The organism is Wolbachia endosymbiont (group A) of Pherbina coryleti, from assembly GCF_964026875.1.
GTDB classification, from domain to species: domain Bacteria; phylum Pseudomonadota; class Alphaproteobacteria; order Rickettsiales; family Anaplasmataceae; genus Wolbachia; species Wolbachia pipientis.
On sequence record NZ_OZ034706.1, the window covers coordinates 325628 to 344584 of the forward strand.

Below are 18957 nucleotides of genomic sequence, written 5' to 3' on the forward strand. Positions count from 1 at the left end.
ATGTCGTTGCAGTTATTATTTGAGTGCCTTTCAGAAGAAATACCACCGAGAATGCAGAATGTAGTTGCAACTCAAGTTAAAAGCTGTATTGCCAATGTTTTTAACAAAAATAATGTAAAATTTACATCAATGGAGGTTTTTATAACGGCACGTCGCATTACTCTATTTGTTGACAACATAAATGCTTTGGAGCTAAAGGATTCCAATAACGAAGTTAAGGGACCAAACATTAACGCACCAAAAAGTGCTATCGAAGGTTTTTTAAGAAAATATCAGAAAAATGAAGAAGATTTGCTCGTTCGAAAAGTAAATAATGAGGATTTTTACTTCATTAAAAGAGAAAGCTGCTCATTTAACATCAGAGAATTCCTCAAAAATCAACTGGAGGAAATGCTCAAAAACTTTTCTTGGTTGAAGAGCATGAGATGGGGCAAAGGAAAAGAAAGGTGGGTTAGGCCAATCAAAAACATTTTATGCATTTTAAATGACGAAATAATACCTGTGTCTTTTGCAGGGATCACAGCATCTAACACAACATATGGCCATCGATTTCTCTCAAGTGGTACAGCGTTAACTGTTAAAGCACCTAAAGACTATTTTGAATTGCTAGAAAAAAACAGTGTAATTCTCCAAATGGACAAAAGAAAGCAATTTATACTAGATCAGATTAATAAATTCACAAAAGAGCAGAATTTACAACTTGAGAAAAATGATTATTTACTAAATGAATTGACAGGGCTTATAGAGTGGCCAATCGTACTGTTTGGTGAAGTGAATCAAGAAAAGTCATTTGGATTACCGAAGGAAGTAATACTTAGTATAGTTAATACACAACAAAAATACCTTGCTTTAAGTAATGGAAAGAGAATTTCACACTTTGTCACTGTTGTCAACGTCAACAATGGTGAAGTTGTTAAAGGGCACGAAAGAATATTAGAAGCACGTCTTGCTGATGCACAATTTTTGATATCTCAGGACAAAAAGGAAGATCTGGATCATTATGTCAAAAAATTAGGTTCGATATTATTTCATGCTTCACTTGGCAGCGTGGGGGAAAAGGTGAAGCGTATTACGGCTCTGTCAAAGTATATAGCTATATTTATTCCACATGCTTCGCTGATAAAAGTTGAACGTGCTGCATATTTGGCAAAAACTGATTTGGCAACATCGATAGTAAGAGAGTTTCCAGAATTACAAGGAGTAATGGGTGGATATTATGCTTCTTATTTTCAAGAAGATAGAGAAATAGTGGAAGCTATAACTGAGCATTATAAGCCAATCGGGCCAGAGCAGGAGTGTCCTAAATCTCCTTCTGCAATTGCTGTGTCAATTGCAGACAAAGTGGATAGCTTAGTTGGTTTAATTGCAGCAGGTGAGAAAATCTCTGGTTCGTATGATCAATTTGGTTTGCGGAGAATGACAATTGGTATAATTAGGACAATACTTGAAAATAATTTGCATGTTCCAATTAGGCTAATGATAGACAAGTCAGTATCTTTATATTCAAGGCTTCTATTTAATAAAAATACAGCGTCAGTTGATAAGCCGAATAGAAAACAAATTTCAGAACTAGTATTTAGATTTTGCTTAGAAAGATTCAAGGTTATTTTAAAAAATAGAGATATAAGGCAAGATGTTGTAGATTCAATACTATATAAAATCGATATTAATGATCTGCTGACAGCAGAAAAGCAAACTGTTATATTGGATCGTTATCTTAGTACTCCAGAAGGTGAACAAATTCTAAGCACTTACAAAAGAGTCAGTAACATGATGAGCAAAGCAAGGAAAAGTGATGGCACTACTTATAGTGCATCTTACGGTAAGAGGTTTTTGATTGAAAGTGAAGAAATTGCGCTATCAAATTGTGCTATAACTGCTTGTAAAAACATAAAACAAGCGATAAAAAATAACCACTTTAATGTAGCACTTGATGAACTTGCTGGTTTTGCTCCGTTTATCAATCAGTTTATGGACAGTATAAAGATTAACTGTGATTCTGATAAGCTGAGAAGAAACAGATTATCTTTGCTTGAAAATGTAGTTTCCATCTTTCATTTAGTAGCAGATTTTAACCTCATACAGGTTAAGCAATGGATAAATGCTCAGGCAATATAAAGAACAAATCAAATCATCTCCACAGTCCTGTGGCGTGTATAAGATGGTCGGAGATAAGAATAAAGTTTTATATGTTGGAAAAGCAAAAAACTTAAAGTCAAGGTTATCCGACTACCTTCAATTCGAAAACCTTTCTGAACGAATTAGAGTTATGCTCTCACAGGTTATTAAGGTTGAAATATTCATCACTGAGAATGAAATCGAAGCACTGCTTCTTGAAGCACAGCTAATAAAATCATTGAAACCACTTTATAATATTGTGCTTAAGGATGGAAAATCTTATCCTTATATAACAATTTCCAAGCACGATTATCCAAGAATAGCAAAATATAGAGGCAAATTTAAGAAGAATGAGTTTTATTATTATGGTCCCTTTACATCTGCCGCTGCTGTTAAGCAAACTATATTGTCATTGCAAAAAGCTTTTCTCCTAAGAGTATGTTCAGATCAATACTTTTCCTCAACAAAAAGACCATGTATTGAATATCAAATTAAGCGCTGCTCAGCACCATGCATAAACAAAATCACAAAAGACGACTACTGCCAATCAGTAAAACAGGCACGAAATACATTGCTTGGAAGAAATAAGGAAGTGAAAGAACAGTTACTTTTCACAATGAGAAAGTGCAGCAGTGAAGAAAACTATGAGCTTGCTGCTATATATAGAGATCGGGTAAAGTTTCTTGAGCAAATTCAAATACAGCACACGGATTTTTCTTTTGAAAAAGATGCAGATTTCTTCAGTATTGTACGTGAAGAGGATCTAGCATGTATTAGTGTGTTATCGTTTAGAAATAAAGACAACTACGGCAGCACTCCTTACTTTGCCGAGAACTGTGGTGATCACTCAAATGATGAAATTTTATCCACCTTTTTGGTCAATTTTTATAATTCAGCTAACATACCTCCAATACAAATTTACGTTCCAGATTCTATTGTGGATAAGGAAATTATAGAACAAGCACTATATCAGGTTGCTCAAAAGCCAGTAAAAGTTCTGCATGCAAAGAATAAAAAAGAGCGTGATTTATTGAAATTTGTTTATGATAACTCTCAGCATAGCTTAGAGCAGAAGCTTATCGATTATAGAAATAACCTAGAAAAGCTTGAAGAGCTTAGCAAAATCTTCTTGTTACCAAATATTCCAAAGCGTATTGAGGTTTATGACAATAGCCATATATTTGGAAACCAACAAATTGGTGTAATGGTTGTTGCAGGGCAGGAGGGTTTTTTAAAAAGTGAGTACAGAAAATTTACTATAAAGGAAAAATTTTCAGGCGATGACTATAAAATGATGAGGGAAGTGCTAACCAGACGTTTCTCCGGCAATATAAAAGGCATAATACCTGATTTTTTACTGATTGATGGTGGACCAGGACATGTTTCCATAGTACAGAATGTACTGGAAGTATTGAATATAAACGTTCCTTTTGCTTGTATGGCAAAAGGTCCTGATCGTAACGCAGGAAATGAAAGATTTTATATGCTGGGCAGGGAAGAATTCAGTCTGGCAAATGACAGCAAAGTCATGCTTTACTTACAATCGCTGCGTAATGAAGCCCACCGTTTTGCGATAACTTCACATAGAAAAAAACGCGATAAACAGTTTATAGTTTCACAATTAAGCAAAATACCCGGCATTGGCAACAAAAGAAAAAAAGCGTTGATGTCTTATTTTGGTTCAGTGAAAAATATAAGCAAAGCTTCTCTGGCTGAAATTCAAAACATACCTGGAATTAGTAAAGGTTTAGCAGAAGTTATTCTTAAACACGTAAATTATAAGAGAGGAGTACTGGAATGACACAAAACCCGTTTTATTATTAGGGAATTTATATCTTAAAACCGCAAAAAAAGGTGTGCGTATTTGTGAAAAAAAATCTCCATAAAATTTGTGAAGCAATGTGGTGGGACTAGTGCGATTCGAACGCACGACCTTCGGATTAGGAGTCCAACGCTCTATCCTGCTGAGCTATAGTCCCGTGTTTCCTACCATTCATGTAAAGTTATAGCAAAAAATCCTTTCTTTTCTAGATTTCTTGCATAACCAATTTATGACGACAAAAAACATTTCTGTACTTCTTGAGTATAATGCTATTATATTTAATAACATGGTTTAAGTAAGATTAATGCTAGTTAACAATATTGGTTATTTCTATAACAATCAAAACGACTTTGCTTTAAGCAATATAAACATTAAAGTAAAGAAAGGAAATGTTGCATGTTTATTGGGGCATTCTGGCTGTGGCAAGTCAACAATTTTGAAATTAATTGCGGGGATAGAAAATCCAAAATCTGGAACTATTTTTATAAATGATAGGTTAGTTGCAAGTAATAAGGCATCAGTCGCTATAGAGCATAGAAATATCGGATTGATTTTTCAGCATTCTGCATTATTTCCTCATAAAACAGTAGTAGAAAATATAACCTTTGCTATCCGCAGCTCTTCCAAGAGAGAAAAGCACCTAATTGCATTGGAAATCTTGAAGTTACTCAATATAGAAAAATATGAAAATATGTACCCTAACGCCTTATCTGGAGGACAGCAACAATTAGTTGCAATAGCAAGAGTGATGGCACAAAACCCTGATGTTGTGTTGTTAGATGAACCATTTTCTAATTTAGATATACTGCTCAAGTGCCGAATAAGACAACATATATTGTCCCTTTTCAGAAGTAAAAATATCCCTGTGCTAATGGTAACTCATGACCCGCAAGAAGCATTGAAAGTTGCAGATTTTATCTACGTAATGAAAAATGGTAAAATTATTCAATCAGGAGTTTCTAGCGATATATACCATAAGCCTAAAGATGATACGCTAGCAAAGTTTTTTAGTGAGCTCTCTTCTACTCTACAGTTAAGCGAAAAGTTTCCACTTATTCGCTGCAAGAAAATAATCTAGTTTGGGATTGTTATAAAATAATTAAAAAACCTTGATTTATAATTAAATAAAGGTGATATAATCTATGTGTTACTTGACTTCAGTCAAGTTTTAATATTTAAAGGTCAATATTTTAAATGGAGGTGAAAATGAGTTTAGGACCATGGCAATTGTTTCTAGTCTTAATAATAATTTTAGTTCTGTTTGGTGCAGGCAGATTACCGCAAGTTATGGGTGATTTAGGAAAAGGCATCAAAAACCTTAAACAGGAGCTTAAGGACTCAGAAAAATTATCGTCTAATGAACCAGATCGTTAGCGTCCTCATACTTCGTGACATGCACCTTAGTGCATGTCATCTGTTTAAAAACTTAGTCAGGTTAAAGAATGAAAGAGATGAAGTGTTGGTATGAAATAAATAACAAATATTGAAATACAGCAACAACTATGTTAGCTTAAGAGGAATATTTTATTAAAGGATAATTGTGCAAAAAAGTGAGAAACTAACTAAAGATAAAAAACTAGCTTCTGATATTCTAAAAGAGGTTGCAGATACCAATAACAATGATAGCAATAAAGTAACTTTGTTTGACATTAAAACAGCTTTGCATGAGCGCGGTTTTGGTATTTTAATAATCATCTTCTCCTTGCCGCTATCGGTGCCTATACCGGTTCCACCTGGTTATACAACTATTCTTTCTATACCTTTAATCTTATTCTCACTGCAGCTTCTATTTGGATTTGATTCTCCTTGGATGCCCAGTTGGCTAGAAAGAAGATCTTTTCAGCGTTCAACACTAGCTCTTGTGGTAGAGAAAACTTCCCCTGTATTAGAAAAAATAGAAAAATTCATGAAGCCAAGACTGTCTTTCATTTTCTATGGGCCTGGTGAGAAGATTCTGGCTTTTATGATGTTGCTTTGTGCAATAATAATAGCTCTTCCATTACCTTTTACTCACTTCCTTCCTGCAATTGGCACAACTCTTATTTCACTTAGCATTATGAGTAAAGACGGGTTTCTATCCATATTGGGAGTTTTAGTATCATACGCGTCAAGTTAAGGAAATAAAGGTATGAAAGAGATAGAATAATAAGGTATAAGTTCTCCCAGATATACTTTTAGTGAGAGAACCAATGAATAAAATAACTTGCTTATCAAAAAAGCTCAAAGAATTTTTTAATGAAAAAGCAGAGAAAATCTCAATTACAACAAGGTTTATAAAAAGAAAGAGAAAGCTAAAAGGTTCATCATTCGTAAAAGCCATGGTCTTGGGTAATATAGGAGTTGATAATTGTAGCGTAGAAACAATGTGTCAATTACTAAACGAGGACTCGATAGATATAACAAAACAAGGTTTGGATTTTAGATTTACTGAAGAAGCAGTGGAATTTATGAAAAGGATGTATAATGAATCTGTGATTCTCTTTAAAAATATCTTGCAAGTTGATTGCAAAATCTTACAGCAATTTAATAGTGTTAAATTATTGGACAGTAGCTATATTACTCTACCTAACAGTATGGAAGAGATGTATAAAGGTTATGGTACTAGCTACAGTGGCTATGAAAGCAATACTAAGTCTGGAATAAAGTTACAATTAGTTTTCGACTACATGAATCAGATAATAGACCAACTTAATTTAACGGAGGGGGTAAGATCAGACCAGGGATATAGGAAACATTTAAGTAATATATTAAGCAATGATTTGCTAATATCTGATCTCGGTTATTTTGTGCCAAGTTCTTTTAAACAAATCAATGAAATAGGAGCTTATTTCATAAGTCGTCGATACCAACATATATGATGTAGAAACAAATCAAAAAATGGAGTTATTAGAATGTTGAGAGGATAAGTTATTTTTAGAAAACGAGGTATTGTTAGGAAAAGAAGCAAAAATTAGAGTAAGAATTATATGTCAGAAACTAACTGAAGAACAGTCTATGGGCAGAAGAAGGAAAGCTAATAGATTAGCAAGATCGCAGATCCTCTAAAAGAAATCAAAAATTGTTGAACTGGTCAATATTTATAACTAATGTTCCAGAAAATAAAATTAGTGCTGAGCAAGTATTAACGATTTACAGAGTAAGGTGGCAAATTGAGTTATTATTTAAATTGTATAAAAGCCATATCAGGCTTGATAAGCTAAAAGGAAAGCCATGCAGAGTATTATGTGAACTATATGCTAAATTGTGCGCAATTCTTATATTTCACGGCATAGTTGGTTGCACAGAAGTGAAAAAGAATACAGAACTTAGCTTAACAAAGGCATTTATTGAGCTAAAAAGGCGGGTTAGAGAGTTATTTTTAGTATTAACCAAAATTAATAGTTTAAAAGCATTTCTTAAAAAACTCACTATAACTTGGTCGCGATTTTCATTAAAAGACAAACGTAGAAGGGCTAGAGTATCCACTTTAACCTCTCTAAATTTGCTCACAATCTCTTAACTTGACGCGTATGGTTTTAGTATCATTGTGCGCGTTGTTGCTTACTCTTGTTGTAATAGTCAAAGGACCACAACTTATAACCGGAGCACTTTCTCTTCTTAAAAGCTTTACAACACTTTAACAAAAGAACGAATTACTAGCGCAAAATGAATAATGCATATTGAAATAAAACAATAATTGTGTTAAGAATTATTTTTATCAAAGGTTTTTCGTGTCAAAAAATGATAAGTTGACTAAAAGTGATAAATTAGCTTCTGATATTCTAAAAGAAGTTGCAGATACCAATAACAATGATAGCGATAAAGTAACTTTGTTTGACATTAAAACAGCTTTGCATGAGCGTGGTTTTGGTATTTTAATAATCATCTTCTCCTTGCCGCTATCGGTGCCTATACCGGTTCCACCTGGTTATACAACTATTCTTTCTATACCTTTAATCTTATTCTCACTGCAGCTTTTATTTGGATTTGATTCTCCTTGGATGCCCAGTTGGCTAGAAAGAAAATCTTTTCAGCGTTCAACACTAGCTCTTGTGGTGGAAAAAACTTCTCCAGCATTAAAAAAAATAGAAAAGTTCATGAGACCAAGAATGTCTTTTATTTTCTATGGGCCCGGTGAAAAAATTTTAGCTTTTATAATGCTGCTTTGTGCGTTATCAATAGCTCTTCCACTACCTCTTACTAACTTCATTCCTGCAATTGGTACGACTCTTATTTCGCTTGGTATCATGAGTAAAGATGGGTTTCTATCCATATTGGGAGTTCTAATATCATTGTGTGGGCTATTGCTTACTCTTGTTGTAGTAGTCAAAGGGCCACAACTTATAATTGGGGCATTTTCTTTTCTCAAAAGCTTCGTATATGGTTAGGCTTTACAACACCTTAACAAAAAAAAAGGAACTTTTTACACCAATCGATAAAGATCATGTGAAAATGTATGTTTGCGGACCAACAGTATATGACACAGCACATATAGGCAATGCACGGTCTGTTGTTGTGTATGATGTGTTATTTCAGCTACTTAAGTTTTGTTATGGCAAAGTTACCTATGTGCGTAACATAACCGACATTGATGATAAGATAATTAATGCAGCAAGTGAAAAAAATAGCAACATAGAAAGTATCAGCACATATTACACCAAGGCTTTTCATGAAGATATGAGAAGCATAAATTGTGCAGAGCCAACACACGAGCCAAAAGCAACGAAAAACGTAGATTATATTATAAAATTAATTGAACATTTGCTGCAATCAGGCCACGCTTATGAATCTGACAAACATGTGTATTTTAATATAGAATCTTACCATGAATATGGTGCTTTATCAGGAAAAAAAACTGATGAATTGGTTCCAGGTAGCAGAGTTGAAGTTAATGAAAATAAAAAGCACCCGGGAGATTTTGTGCTGTGGAAGCCTGCAAATGATATTGACTACAAACTTTCAAGTTATTGGAATAGCCCATGGGGAGAGGGCAGACCTGGATGGCATATAGAATGCTCAGCAATGTCATATGCTTACCTTGGCAAAGATTTTGATATTCATGGTGGCGGCATAGATTTACAATTTCCTCACCATGAAAATGAAATTGCACAGAGTAAGTCTGCATTTGCTGGATCAATGTTTGCAAAATACTGGATACATAACGGTTTTCTTACAGTAAATGAAGAGAAAATGAGCAAGTCCTTATTTAATATAGTCAAAGTAAGGGATTTGCTAGATAGTGGAATAAAGGGTGAAGTAATACGCTATGCACTGCTCAAAACTCACTACAGAAAACCACTTGATTGGACAGAAAACGTTATTTCTGATGCACAGGAAACCTTAAATAAATTTAATCGATTATCACGTGGTTTAGATACAACAAATATTGATGAAAGTAACGCAGAGATTTCTAAAGATTTTATAGACGCTTTAAAAAACGACTTAAACATTCCTGAAGCTCTAGCTATATTACATGAAATGGCTGCAAAAATCAACAAAATGAGTAATGAAAGTGAAAAGCTTAAATTAACTGAGAGTTTTGTTAAGAGTGCCAGATTTATTGGTCTTCTTGAGTCAAGTTATGAAAAGTGGTTTGCTGTGGATGTAAATCATCAAGAAATAGAAAGGTTGATAGACTTAAGAAAAATTGCAAAAAAAAATAAAAATTACGATACTGCAGACAAAATAAGAAATCAGTTGAAACAAATGGGGATTACAATTTCTGACAATGAAGATGGTACAACAACCTGGTAAATTCATATGGAAAACTACTTCCTGTTATTCACAGATAGTCTAGTATCATCATTAGTCTTACCCATACATCAAGGTTTTGTGTTCAATACCATGCTTTATTTCAGGTCGTATCACACTCCACTACTTATGTTATTTTTTGGAGTACTAGGATCAAGCCTTGGTGGAATAGTTAACTGGTACTTAGGTAGAATAACAATCTCTATACGAAAATCATACCACAAATTAGAAAACGAATATACAACGCCAAAAGTTACAAAAAATTTGCTAATTTTTGCAACTTTATTACTTTCGTGGGTGCCAGCACTTGGAAGTGTGATTCAAATTTTATCAGGTTATTTCAAGTTAAACCTTTATATCCTTGCCCCTTTAATCATTCTATCTAATTTCTTCTATTTATTATATCTAATACTTACTTTTGGAGTATAACAGCTATAGTATTACAGCTATTAAAGCCCACTTCCGTCATTCTATGCCTTGATAGAAGCGGAGCTATAAATTAAATGCAAAATTCAGTAGTCATAGGATGCACCATGAGCTAAAAGCAATTCCACAAGCTCTTGGTGATTATTATTAGCTGCATAATACAATGCTGTTTTTCCTTCATTATTTTTAGCGTTAACATCGGCGTTGTGTTTTAGCAGTATTTTTGCCACAGCAACTTTTCCCATTACGGCAGCAAAGTGTAGTGGCGTATCGTCATCTTTGTTCTTGGTATTAACACCTTTTTCGGCAAGGTATTCTACTATTTCCAAATTTTCACGAAAAACAGCACAGTGTAATGGAGTCAAGCCATCTTTATCCATAGCATTGACATTAGCGCCTTTGTTTACAAGATGTTCTACTACATCTAAATCACTATTACTAGCAGCTAAATGCAGAGGTGTTTTATAATAAATATCCCTAGAATTAATATCAGCTCCTTTCTCTATAAACTTTTTCACTACAGCTAAGTAGCCTAGATAAGCAACCGAGTGTAGAGGAGTTGTACCGTCATTATCTTTTATGTTAATGTCTGTACCCTTTTCATCTATCAAGTATTCTACTACATTCAAGCTTCCACCCTGAGCAGCATAGTGCAACAGAGTACTGCCGTCTTTGCTCTTAGCACTAATGTCAGCACCTTTACTAACAAGGTACTTTACTACATCTAATCTTCCATTATAAACAGCAAAGTGTAATGGAGCGTGACCAGAATTATTTTCAACATTAACAGCCATTATCAATTTACCTGGGAAATGTGTTGATATATGTGTGAGTATAGCCTTAATTGCTTTAAAATCACCACTTGCAGCAAGCAAGTGCAAAGGAGTACTTTTCTTTATAAAAAATGGTTTCCTATGTATACAAGATGAGTTAAAGTAAAAATCATCAATCAACTTACCATATTTACTTGCATATTCCCAAATAGACACAATGTGACTGATTGCTATATCACCACTATTTATCAATTCCAGAGCTTTTCTAAGAACTTCTTCTTCCCGGACTGCCTTTTGTAAATTCAACTCAGTTACTTTCTGCACTAGTCTGTGAATGTTTGCCACTCCTTTTTTTAAGTCAATTATTGAATATCTATCGAGTAGCTCAACAGCCTTCCATAACTTTTCCTTATCCTCTGCTATTAACTTTGAAAAGACTTCTTCTATATGAATCTTGTCAGGAGCAAGATAAGCCATTACTTCTAGAATCTTCAATGCTTCTGGCCCACATTCTCTTTTTGCTATAGCATCAATCGTAATTTTCCAAGCTATGAATGTTGTTTTAGTATAACGGTCACTTTTATATTTAGACTCAAAGTCGAGCAGTTTCTCTGCTTCTTTTTCATACCTTTTTAGGTAGTCACTAACCTCAACTCTTTCTTCACCTCTGCGACTTAATACAATGTTGCTTTCATTTATATATGCAATTGCTTGCCCCAAAGCTAGTGGGAAATATTGTAACTCCTCTGTTAGTTTTTTTATTTCTTCATCTTGTAAATTATCTTTTATATTTAAAGCCCTCTTGACAAACCTTATAGCCTCCGTTTTTTTGAATACACCTAGCTGTATTGTTTTTATTTTTTCCTCGTCTTCTGCTATTCTCCAATCTTTATTACGAGAAGTAATTAAAATGTAAGGTTTTTTATGTCTAGGGTGTAAAGATGAAGGTAAAAACCTTTTAATGTCTTCATATCCCTCAGCATTATCAAAAATGAACAGGCTTCTCCTTCCCCTTCTTGCAAAAAAAGCATATACTTCTCTAACAATGTTTTCTATCGTCTTGTCCCTTTCGTGCCTATCTTTGGTAGGAATGCCTAATCTATTATTAGCTAAATCCAGGAAAGAATTTTTCATAGTTTCAGTGCTTTCAGCATCTATCCAGATAGCATTAACATAATAATCCTTTCCATATTTGTAAGTATATTTCCTAGCCAACTCACTTTTACCTACTCCTCCAAGACCGCTAATAGAGGCAACCTGCGATATCACCGCTTGTTTTTTTGTACTTCTTTGTAGCATATTATGCAGAGCTGTTAACACTCTGCCTCTACCAGTAAAAGATGCCACTGGCTCTATTATGCCAAACCAAACCGCCCCTAAAATTTCCTCTCTTATTTCTTCAAGAAGAGCTTTTGCTTTCTCATATGATAGAAACTCCTCTTCTTCTTTCTCCAGCAAAATCAGCACTTCTTCCTGGTAACGGCTGTAAAAGTGCTTTGCATCAGTATTGCTGAATTCCTTGCCCAATTCACTCTTAATAATTTCACTAAGTTCAGTTCCGCTTGGCAAATTGACTGCAAATACTAATTTATTTAAAAAGTCTTCTATTTCTTTATCGCTGACTTCTCTACCTACCTCACGCTTTATAAAATTCTTATTCTCCTGCAAATATGAGATAATGCTATCATCAAATTTATATCTTACACCATCACCTACATCCAGAAACTCATCTTGTGTGTCTATTCTTATGACTGAAATTTCCTTTCCTTTATTCTTCCCACTCGGCATCATTCTCAGCTTTCTTACTGGATGCGATGTCGAATCCGCGGAATCAAAATCATCATTTGTAATAATGACAAAATCCTCTATTTCACCCTCAAACTCTCCACTACTTTTGATCTTTAAATAAGCAATGAGATATTTTATTAAGCCAAACGCACCATTCTTTCCCGGTGTTAATAAGTCACCTATACTGATCTTTTTGTGCCTACCCTGCCTGTGCTTGACTTGTATGAATCTATGTACTATTTTCCCATCTTGTTCATACCGAAGAACAATATCATCAAAATCCTTAGCTGATTTTTTCTCTGTGAATAGGCGGAAAGAATACTCTCTATCTACTGCATGTTTAGGAAACAGCATTAGCCATCTCGCTTGATACATAATACCATGAAAGGTGCGCTTAACCGCCGAGCAGGATAATCTTACAGGCACCTCACTCTAATCTCTCACTCAAAATTGAATTCACCACATCAGGGCTGGCTTTTCCTTTGGTAAGTTTCATAACTTCGCCGACAAAGAATCCGTATAACTTTGTTTTACCGCTTTTGTATTCTTGAACTTTATCTTGGTTGTTATTGACGATTGTGTCGATAACTCCTGATATTTGACCTCTATCGGTTATTTGTTTTAGGTCTTGCTCTTCTATAATTAAAGATGCAGGTTTGCCAGTTTCAAACATAATATCAAAAACTTGTTTACCAAGTTTAGCAGAGATCGTTCCATCAACGATAAAATCTAAGAGCTCGGACAGGGCATTGGCTTTGATTGGAGAGCTTACAATATCAATATTTGCTTTATTTAAACGACCGAAAAGCTCTATAGTTAACCAGGTGACCGCGAGCTTTGAATCATGTTTTTTTATCAATTCCTCAAAATAATCAGCAATTGCTTTATCGGAGGTAATGACGTTTGCATCGTATTCGTTGATACCCAATTCCTCAATGTATCGCAGCTTTTTTTGATCTGGCAACTCGGGCAAAGATGATTGAATTAAATCAATTTTCTCCTGGCTTACCTCAACAGGTAATAAATCAGGCTCAGGGAAGTATCTATAGTCGCTTGCATCCTCTTTGTTTCGCATCACTTTTGTTTTTCCCGAAGCAACGTCAAACAATAAGGTATCTTGACTTATTTCTTCTCCACTTTCTAAAATTTCAATTTGTCTTTGTATTTCATAGTCTATAGCTTGCACAATATAACGTATCGAGTTCAGATTTTTTATCTCACAACGAGTGCCAAATGTGCTACTGCCTTTTAGGCGGACAGAAACATTTGCATCACAACGAAGTGATCCCTTTTCCATATCACCATCACACGAACCAATATAACGCAAAATCTGCCTCAATTTTTTCATGCATTCTGCAGCTTCCGCAGATGAACGGAGATCTGGTTCTGAAACAATTTCCATTAAAGCAACCCCTGCACGATTTAAATCCACATAAGTTTTGCTTTCCTCATGAACGCTCTTTCCTGCATCTTGCTCTAAATGAATTCTCGCGATTCTTATTTCTTTTTCATTATCGTTGATAAATATTCTACCATTTTTAACTATTGGCTCAAAAAACTGGGTTATCTGGTACCCTTGCGGTAAATCAGGATAAAAATAATTTTTCCGATCAAAGTAAGAATACTTATTAATTTCTGCAGAAAGTGCAAGACCGGTGCGTATTGCTTGCTCTATGCAGTAATAATTTAGTATTGGCAGCGTACCTGGCATTGCCGCATCAACTAGAGAAACTTGAGTGTTATGCTCAGCACCAAACTCCGTTGATGAGCTAGAAAATAGCTTCGTATTAGAAGAAACTTGAGCGTGCACCTCAAGCCCAATTACTGCTTCCCAATCCTCTTTCGTCATGTATTTTATTTAAATGATAATCTTAATATTCTGCAAAATTAGCACAAAAAGTCAAAACAAAACTCATGTTAGCTAAGTGGTATGCAGATTGTTTTACCCATAGAAACGGGTTAAATGCAAAAGATTACTTGACAAGCTTCGCCAGCCCTCTTATCATAAAATTGAAGCTATTTATTTATCTTCTCTGTACAGATTAAATGACAAAAAAACTCACGTATCTGGCGTCTCATGTTTAATTTTTTGCACTATGTGCACCTTATGTCTTTATAAAACTTCTACCTACATAAGCTGAAACGCGCTTATAAAGCGTTTAAAACATAAAAAAACGCCAACTTAAAAAATGGATAGTGAATAACTAGCTACCCTAGGGTTTCTTTTGCCTTTTTTTCTGTTTAGTAAATTTCTTAACGTTTATGATTTAGATTAGTTGCGGTTTAAAAGCAACTGAATCGCGGTTATTAAGTGTTTAGAATAAAAAAACGCCATACTTGAAAGTATAATGTAAGTAATTAGCCAACCACGGGGCTTCTTTTGCCTTTTTTTTCGTTTGGTAAATTTCTTAATGTTTGTAGCTAAACGATAACCGTCATCCCGCTACTTGTTAGCGGCCGAGATACCGCGAATGAATCGCGGTATGACGTAGGATTGCTGTCATTCCAGTGCCAAGCACTGGGATCCAGCCTTTATTATTTGGTTGAAATTAAGTCTTCTGGATCCCAGTGTCAGCTACTTGGATGACACCATTCTTTTTCCTGGATTCCAGTGTCTGGGCACTGGAATGACATCCTCCCTTGTGGAGATTGCTCTCAAATCACAATGTTCGTACAGCCATACGCGTCAAGTTAAGGAAATAAAGGTATGAAAGAGATAGAATAATAAGGTATAAGTTCTCCCAGATATACTTTTAGTGAGAGAACCAATGAATAAAATAACTTGCTTATCAAAAAAGCTCAAAGAATTTTTTAATGAAAAAGCAGAGAAAATCTCAATTACAACAAGGTTTATAAAAAGAAAGAGAAAGCTAAAAGGTTCATCATTCGTAAAAGCCATGGTCTTGGGTAATATAGGAGTTGATAATTGTAGCGTAGAAACAATGTGTCAATTACTAAACGAGGACTCGATAGATATAACAAAACAAGGTTTGGATTTTAGATTTACTGAAGAAGCAGTGGAATTTATGAAAAGGATGTATAATGAATCTGTGATTCTCTTTAAAAATATCTTGCAAGTTGATTGCAAAATCTTACAGCAATTTAATAGTGTTAAATTATTGGACAGTAGCTATATTACTCTACCTAACAGTATGGAAGAGATGTATAAAGGTTATGGTACTAGCTACAGTGGCTATGAAAGCAATACTAAGTCTGGAATAAAGTTACAATTAGTTTTCGACTACATGAATCAGATAATAGACCAACTTAATTTAACGGAGGGGGTAAGATCAGACCAGGGATATAGGAAACATTTAAGTAATATATTAAGCAATGATTTGCTAATATCTGATCTCGGTTATTTTGTGCCAAGTTCTTTTAAACAAATCAATGAAATAGGAGCTTATTTCATAAGTCGTCGATACCAACATATATGATGTAGAAACAAATCAAAAAATGGAGTTATTAGAATGTTGAGAGGATAAGTTATTTTTAGAAAACGAGGTATTGTTAGGAAAAGAAGCAAAAATTAGAGTAAGAATTATATGTCAGAAACTAACTGAAGAACAGTCTATGGGCAGAAGAAGGAAAGCTAATAGATTAGCAAGATCGCAGATCCTCTAAAAGAAATCAAAAATTGTTGAACTGGTCAATATTTATAACTAATGTTCCAGAAAATAAAATTAGTGCTGAGCAAGTATTAACGATTTACAGAGTAAGGTGGCAAATTGAGTTATTATTTAAATTGTATAAAAGCCATATCAGGCTTGATAAGCTAAAAGGAAAGCCATGCAGAGTATTATGTGAACTATATGCTAAATTGTGCGCAATTCTTATATTTCACGGCATAGTTGGTTGCACAGAAGTGAAAAAGAATACAGAACTTAGCTTAACAAAGGCATTTATTGAGCTAAAAAGGCGGGTTAGAGAGTTATTTTTAGTATTAACCAAAATTAATAGTTTAAAAGCATTTCTTAAAAAACTCACTATAACTTGGTCGCGATTTTCATTAAAAGACAAACGTAGAAGGGCTAGAGTATCCACTTTAACCTCTCTAAATTTGCTCACAATCTCTTAACTTGACGCGTATGGTTCGTACAGCTATGCAAACACAAAGGTGTCATTCCAGCGCGTGACGCTGGAATCCAGTTGAGCTATTTCAACAAAAATACTACATTTTGAGATGAACGTTCCAGACTTATTTACAAGTATAACAATTGAAGTCTGGATTCCAGTGTCAAGCACTGGAATGACATCATAGGGACACTGCCCTTTTGGATGGAAACCAGTGTCAGCTACTTAGATGATACCTTTTTTCTACTTAGTTTGGGTTATGCAAGAAGTCTATTGCATTCCTGAGCAATTTGATTCATTATTCTTTTTGTAAAAAATTTTCTTAACTTTCTCTCCACTTTTTTGGTAAGGTCACTTTAAAGGAAGTCTAATAGATGCTACATAGAAATCCAGATGAGTTTCTAAAGTCTATTCCAAAAGATAAGCGCATAATGTGCCTTGACATGGGAGAAAAGCAAATAGGCATAGCATTTAGCGATAAAACACAGCTCATAGCCACAGCTCATAGCATATATCACAGAAGAAATATGAGCAAAGATTTAGGTTATCTGCATAGAATATTCAAAGAAAATGAATCTGGATCAATGGTAATAGGACTACCATTAAAAATGGACGAGCAAGAAACTAAATGGTGTAAAACTATAATCCAATTCGCAAATAAAATAATAAAAAAATATAAAGTAAATATATACTTACAAGACGAAAGCTTCTCAACATCTATCGCAACTCATACACTAAAAATTACTGGAATATCAATCACAAAATCGAAAAAAATAGATGATAAAATCTCCGCATGTATTATTTTGCAACGAACGTTAGACAAGATAAATACAATCAAATAGTTTTTCCAGATCTGGAAATCTTCAAACTGAATCCCATATAAAAGTTACTCAACAAAACAAGAACCTTTCGTATAAGCATGACAAATTGCTACAGCAAGAGCGTCAGCAGCATGGTGGCATTTTATACTCAAATTTTTAACTATTTGCTTCACCATAAATATAATCTGATCCTTATCAGCATGGCCATTTCCGGTAATGCTTTTTTTTACATAGTTTGCATCATATTCATTCATAGTTAGCTTTGTTATTTTTAACGCTAAAATTACAACCCCTCTTGCATATCCTAAAGTTAGTGAAGATTTAGGATTTTTATTAACAAAAATTTTCTCCACCGCAGCTTCATTCGGAGAGTATAGGGAAATTACTTTCTTTAATTGTTCAAAAATTATATGTAGGCGTTCACCTGTACCCAATTTACCATCAGTTGATATGGTACCGCCGCCCAAAAATTCAATATTATTTTTTTCGTTCAGGCTGATAATGGCCCACCCAGTCTTGCTTATTCCTGGATCTAGACCTATTATTTTAACCACTTAATAAACGCTTAACCAATAGACAAACAAAAATAAAAATATCCAGACTACATCTACAAAGTGCCAATACCAGGAGGCAAACTCAAAGCACAAATGGTCCTGAAGTGTAAATTGGCCTTTCCGTGCTCTAAATAAACACACTGATAAAAATATTATTCCTATTATAACGTGTGCGCAGTGAAAACCGGTAATCATATAAAAATTGGATGTATAAATAAGCTTTTCTCCTGTTTCTTGTAGAGAAAAACTCGCTTCATGATACTCTATTGCTTGCACTATTATAAAAAAAACTCCAAGCAATATAGTTATGGACAGCATTTTAATCATGCTCTTTTTATCATTTTTAAGTAAAGAGTGATTTGCCCAAGTAATTGTTGTACCAGAAAGCAATAATATTAATGTATTCATGAATGGTAGTGACCACGGATCAGGTGGCAAAATTCCCTCAGGGGGCCATTCAACTTTTTTTGCAGGAGAAAACGCCTCAAATAAAAAAACTGGATCAAGCCAGGCTTTAAAGAATGAACAAAAGAACACTATAAAAAATACGACCTCCGAGAGAATAAACAAGTACATTGCAAATTTGAGTCCATGTTTTACAATGGCAGTGTGACATTTGTCATAAATGGCCTCCCTTATTACATCTCTCCACCAATAAAACAGCACCCCTGATACTGCGGAGATTCCCAAAACTAAACAAAACATTCCGACAATTTGTTTATGAAGCGCGCCAACTAATCCAAGTGCAAGAATAAGAATTGCTGCTGATACAGCAATTGGCCAAGGGCTTGGATCCACTAAATGAAAATCATGTTCTTTACTTTTCATAGCATTTTAAAAAATACTTATTA

Annotated in this window: 12 protein-coding genes, 1 tRNA gene and 3 pseudogenes; 11 read left to right on the forward strand and 5 right to left on the reverse strand. The window is 34.4% G+C overall.

All coding sequences use genetic code 11. The features are described from left to right. Positions 1-2118, forward strand: a complete 2118-nt coding sequence (gene glyS, locus AAGD87_RS01690) for a glycine--tRNA ligase subunit beta (protein WP_338482050.1) — start codon at positions 1-3, stop codon at positions 2116-2118. After that, positions 2102-3919 (forward strand): excinuclease ABC subunit UvrC, encoded by a 1818-nt coding sequence (gene uvrC / locus AAGD87_RS01695; protein ID WP_341817682.1) that lies wholly within the window; start codon positions 2102-2104, stop codon positions 3917-3919. Before glyS ends, uvrC begins: the two co-directional genes overlap by 17 nt. A 101-nt stretch (positions 3920-4020) precedes the next feature. Here uvrC and AAGD87_RS01700 read toward each other — a convergent pair. Beyond that, positions 4021-4097 (reverse strand) — tRNA-Arg (locus tag AAGD87_RS01700). Between the two features lie 147 nt (positions 4098-4244). Here AAGD87_RS01700 and AAGD87_RS01705 point away from each other — a divergent pair. The 7 genes and pseudogenes from AAGD87_RS01705 to AAGD87_RS01735 all read left to right on the forward strand — a co-directional run bounded on the left by AAGD87_RS01705 (position 4245) and on the right by AAGD87_RS01735 (position 10099). Further along, positions 4245-5018 carry an ABC transporter ATP-binding protein gene (locus tag AAGD87_RS01705; RefSeq protein WP_006280146.1) on the forward strand — a complete coding sequence of 258 codons (774 nt, stop codon included), beginning with the start codon at positions 4245-4247 and terminating at the stop codon, positions 5016-5018. Between the two features lie 128 nt (positions 5019-5146). Continuing rightward, complete coding sequence (locus AAGD87_RS01710) at positions 5147-5314, forward strand: twin-arginine translocase TatA/TatE family subunit (RefSeq protein ID WP_006013840.1); 168 nt, start codon at positions 5147-5149, stop codon at positions 5312-5314. Positions 5315-5480: 166 nt separating this feature from the next. Beyond that, positions 5481-6041 (forward strand): annotated as a pseudogene (locus tag AAGD87_RS01715) (exopolysaccharide biosynthesis protein); the annotation flags it as partial. A gap of 88 nt (positions 6042-6129) precedes the next feature. Then, positions 6130-7439, forward strand: a pseudogene (locus AAGD87_RS01720) (IS4 family transposase). Between the two features lie 211 nt (positions 7440-7650). Further along, a complete protein-coding gene (locus AAGD87_RS01725) occupies positions 7651-8307 on the forward strand; it encodes an exopolysaccharide biosynthesis protein (protein ID WP_007549323.1) in 657 nt (218 codons plus the stop codon). Further along, positions 8300-9673: a cysteine--tRNA ligase gene (gene cysS, locus AAGD87_RS01730; RefSeq protein WP_265023951.1), complete on the forward strand. Its 1374-nt coding sequence runs from the start codon at positions 8300-8302 to the stop codon at positions 9671-9673. The genes AAGD87_RS01725 and cysS overlap by 8 nt, the downstream gene beginning before the upstream one ends. A 6-nt stretch (positions 9674-9679) precedes the next feature. Beyond that, entirely contained in the window at positions 9680-10099 is a 420-nt protein-coding gene (locus AAGD87_RS01735) for a DedA family protein (RefSeq protein ID WP_155968794.1), read from the forward strand. 83 nt (positions 10100-10182) lie between these two features. Here AAGD87_RS01735 and AAGD87_RS01740 read toward each other — a convergent pair whose 3' ends face one another. After that, positions 10183-13011, reverse strand: a complete 2829-nt coding sequence (locus AAGD87_RS01740; protein WP_341817683.1) for an ankyrin repeat domain-containing protein — start codon at positions 13009-13011, stop codon at positions 10183-10185. 73 nt (positions 13012-13084) lie between these two features. Continuing rightward, positions 13085-14506 carry an Asp-tRNA(Asn)/Glu-tRNA(Gln) amidotransferase subunit GatB gene (gene gatB, locus AAGD87_RS01745; RefSeq protein WP_341817684.1) on the reverse strand — a complete coding sequence of 474 codons (1422 nt, stop codon included), beginning with the start codon at positions 14504-14506 and terminating at the stop codon, positions 13085-13087. 919 nt (positions 14507-15425) lie between these two features. On the opposite strand from gatB, the pseudogene AAGD87_RS01750 reads away from it, so the two are divergent. Beyond that, positions 15426-16735 (forward strand): annotated as a pseudogene (locus AAGD87_RS01750) (IS4 family transposase). A gap of 370 nt (positions 16736-17105) precedes the next feature. Next, the gene (gene ruvX, locus AAGD87_RS01755) at positions 17106-17573 is read left to right on the forward strand and encodes a Holliday junction resolvase RuvX (protein WP_264339254.1); all 468 of its coding nucleotides are present in this window, start codon (positions 17106-17108) and stop codon (positions 17571-17573) included. Positions 17574-17617: 44 nt separating this feature from the next. On the opposite strand, the gene ruvC is transcribed toward ruvX, so the two are convergent. Further along, the gene (gene ruvC / locus AAGD87_RS01760) at positions 17618-18106 is read right to left on the reverse strand and encodes a crossover junction endodeoxyribonuclease RuvC (RefSeq protein ID WP_038199503.1); all 489 of its coding nucleotides are present in this window, start codon (positions 18104-18106) and stop codon (positions 17618-17620) included. Further along, positions 18107-18934: a cytochrome c oxidase subunit 3 gene (locus AAGD87_RS01765; RefSeq protein WP_006279354.1), complete on the reverse strand. Its 828-nt coding sequence runs from the start codon at positions 18932-18934 to the stop codon at positions 18107-18109. Positions 18935-18957: the final 23 nt, after the last annotated feature.

Excerpts from the sequence above, each read along its gene's own strand:
- glyS (WP_338482050.1), top strand. The coding sequence starts at position 1 with ATGTCGTTGCAGTTATTATTTGAGTGCCTTTCAGAAGAAATACCACCG.
- uvrC (WP_341817682.1), top strand. The coding sequence starts at position 2,102 with ATGCTCAGGCAATATAAAGAACAAATCAAATCATCTCCACAGTCCTGT.
- AAGD87_RS01705 (WP_006280146.1), top strand. The coding sequence starts at position 4,245 with ATGCTAGTTAACAATATTGGTTATTTCTATAACAATCAAAACGACTTT.
- AAGD87_RS01710 (WP_006013840.1), top strand. The coding sequence starts at position 5,147 with ATGAGTTTAGGACCATGGCAATTGTTTCTAGTCTTAATAATAATTTTA.
- cysS (WP_265023951.1), top strand. The coding sequence starts at position 8,300 with ATGGTTAGGCTTTACAACACCTTAACAAAAAAAAAGGAACTTTTTACA.
- AAGD87_RS01735 (WP_155968794.1), top strand. The coding sequence starts at position 9,680 with ATGGAAAACTACTTCCTGTTATTCACAGATAGTCTAGTATCATCATTA.
- AAGD87_RS01740 (WP_341817683.1), bottom strand. The coding sequence starts at position 13,011 with ATGCTGTTTCCTAAACATGCAGTAGATAGAGAGTATTCTTTCCGCCTA.
- gatB (WP_341817684.1), bottom strand. The coding sequence starts at position 14,506 with ATGACGAAAGAGGATTGGGAAGCAGTAATTGGGCTTGAGGTGCACGCT.
- ruvX (WP_264339254.1), top strand. The coding sequence starts at position 17,106 with ATGCTACATAGAAATCCAGATGAGTTTCTAAAGTCTATTCCAAAAGAT.
- AAGD87_RS01765 (WP_006279354.1), bottom strand. The coding sequence starts at position 18,934 with ATGAAAAGTAAAGAACATGATTTTCATTTAGTGGATCCAAGCCCTTGG.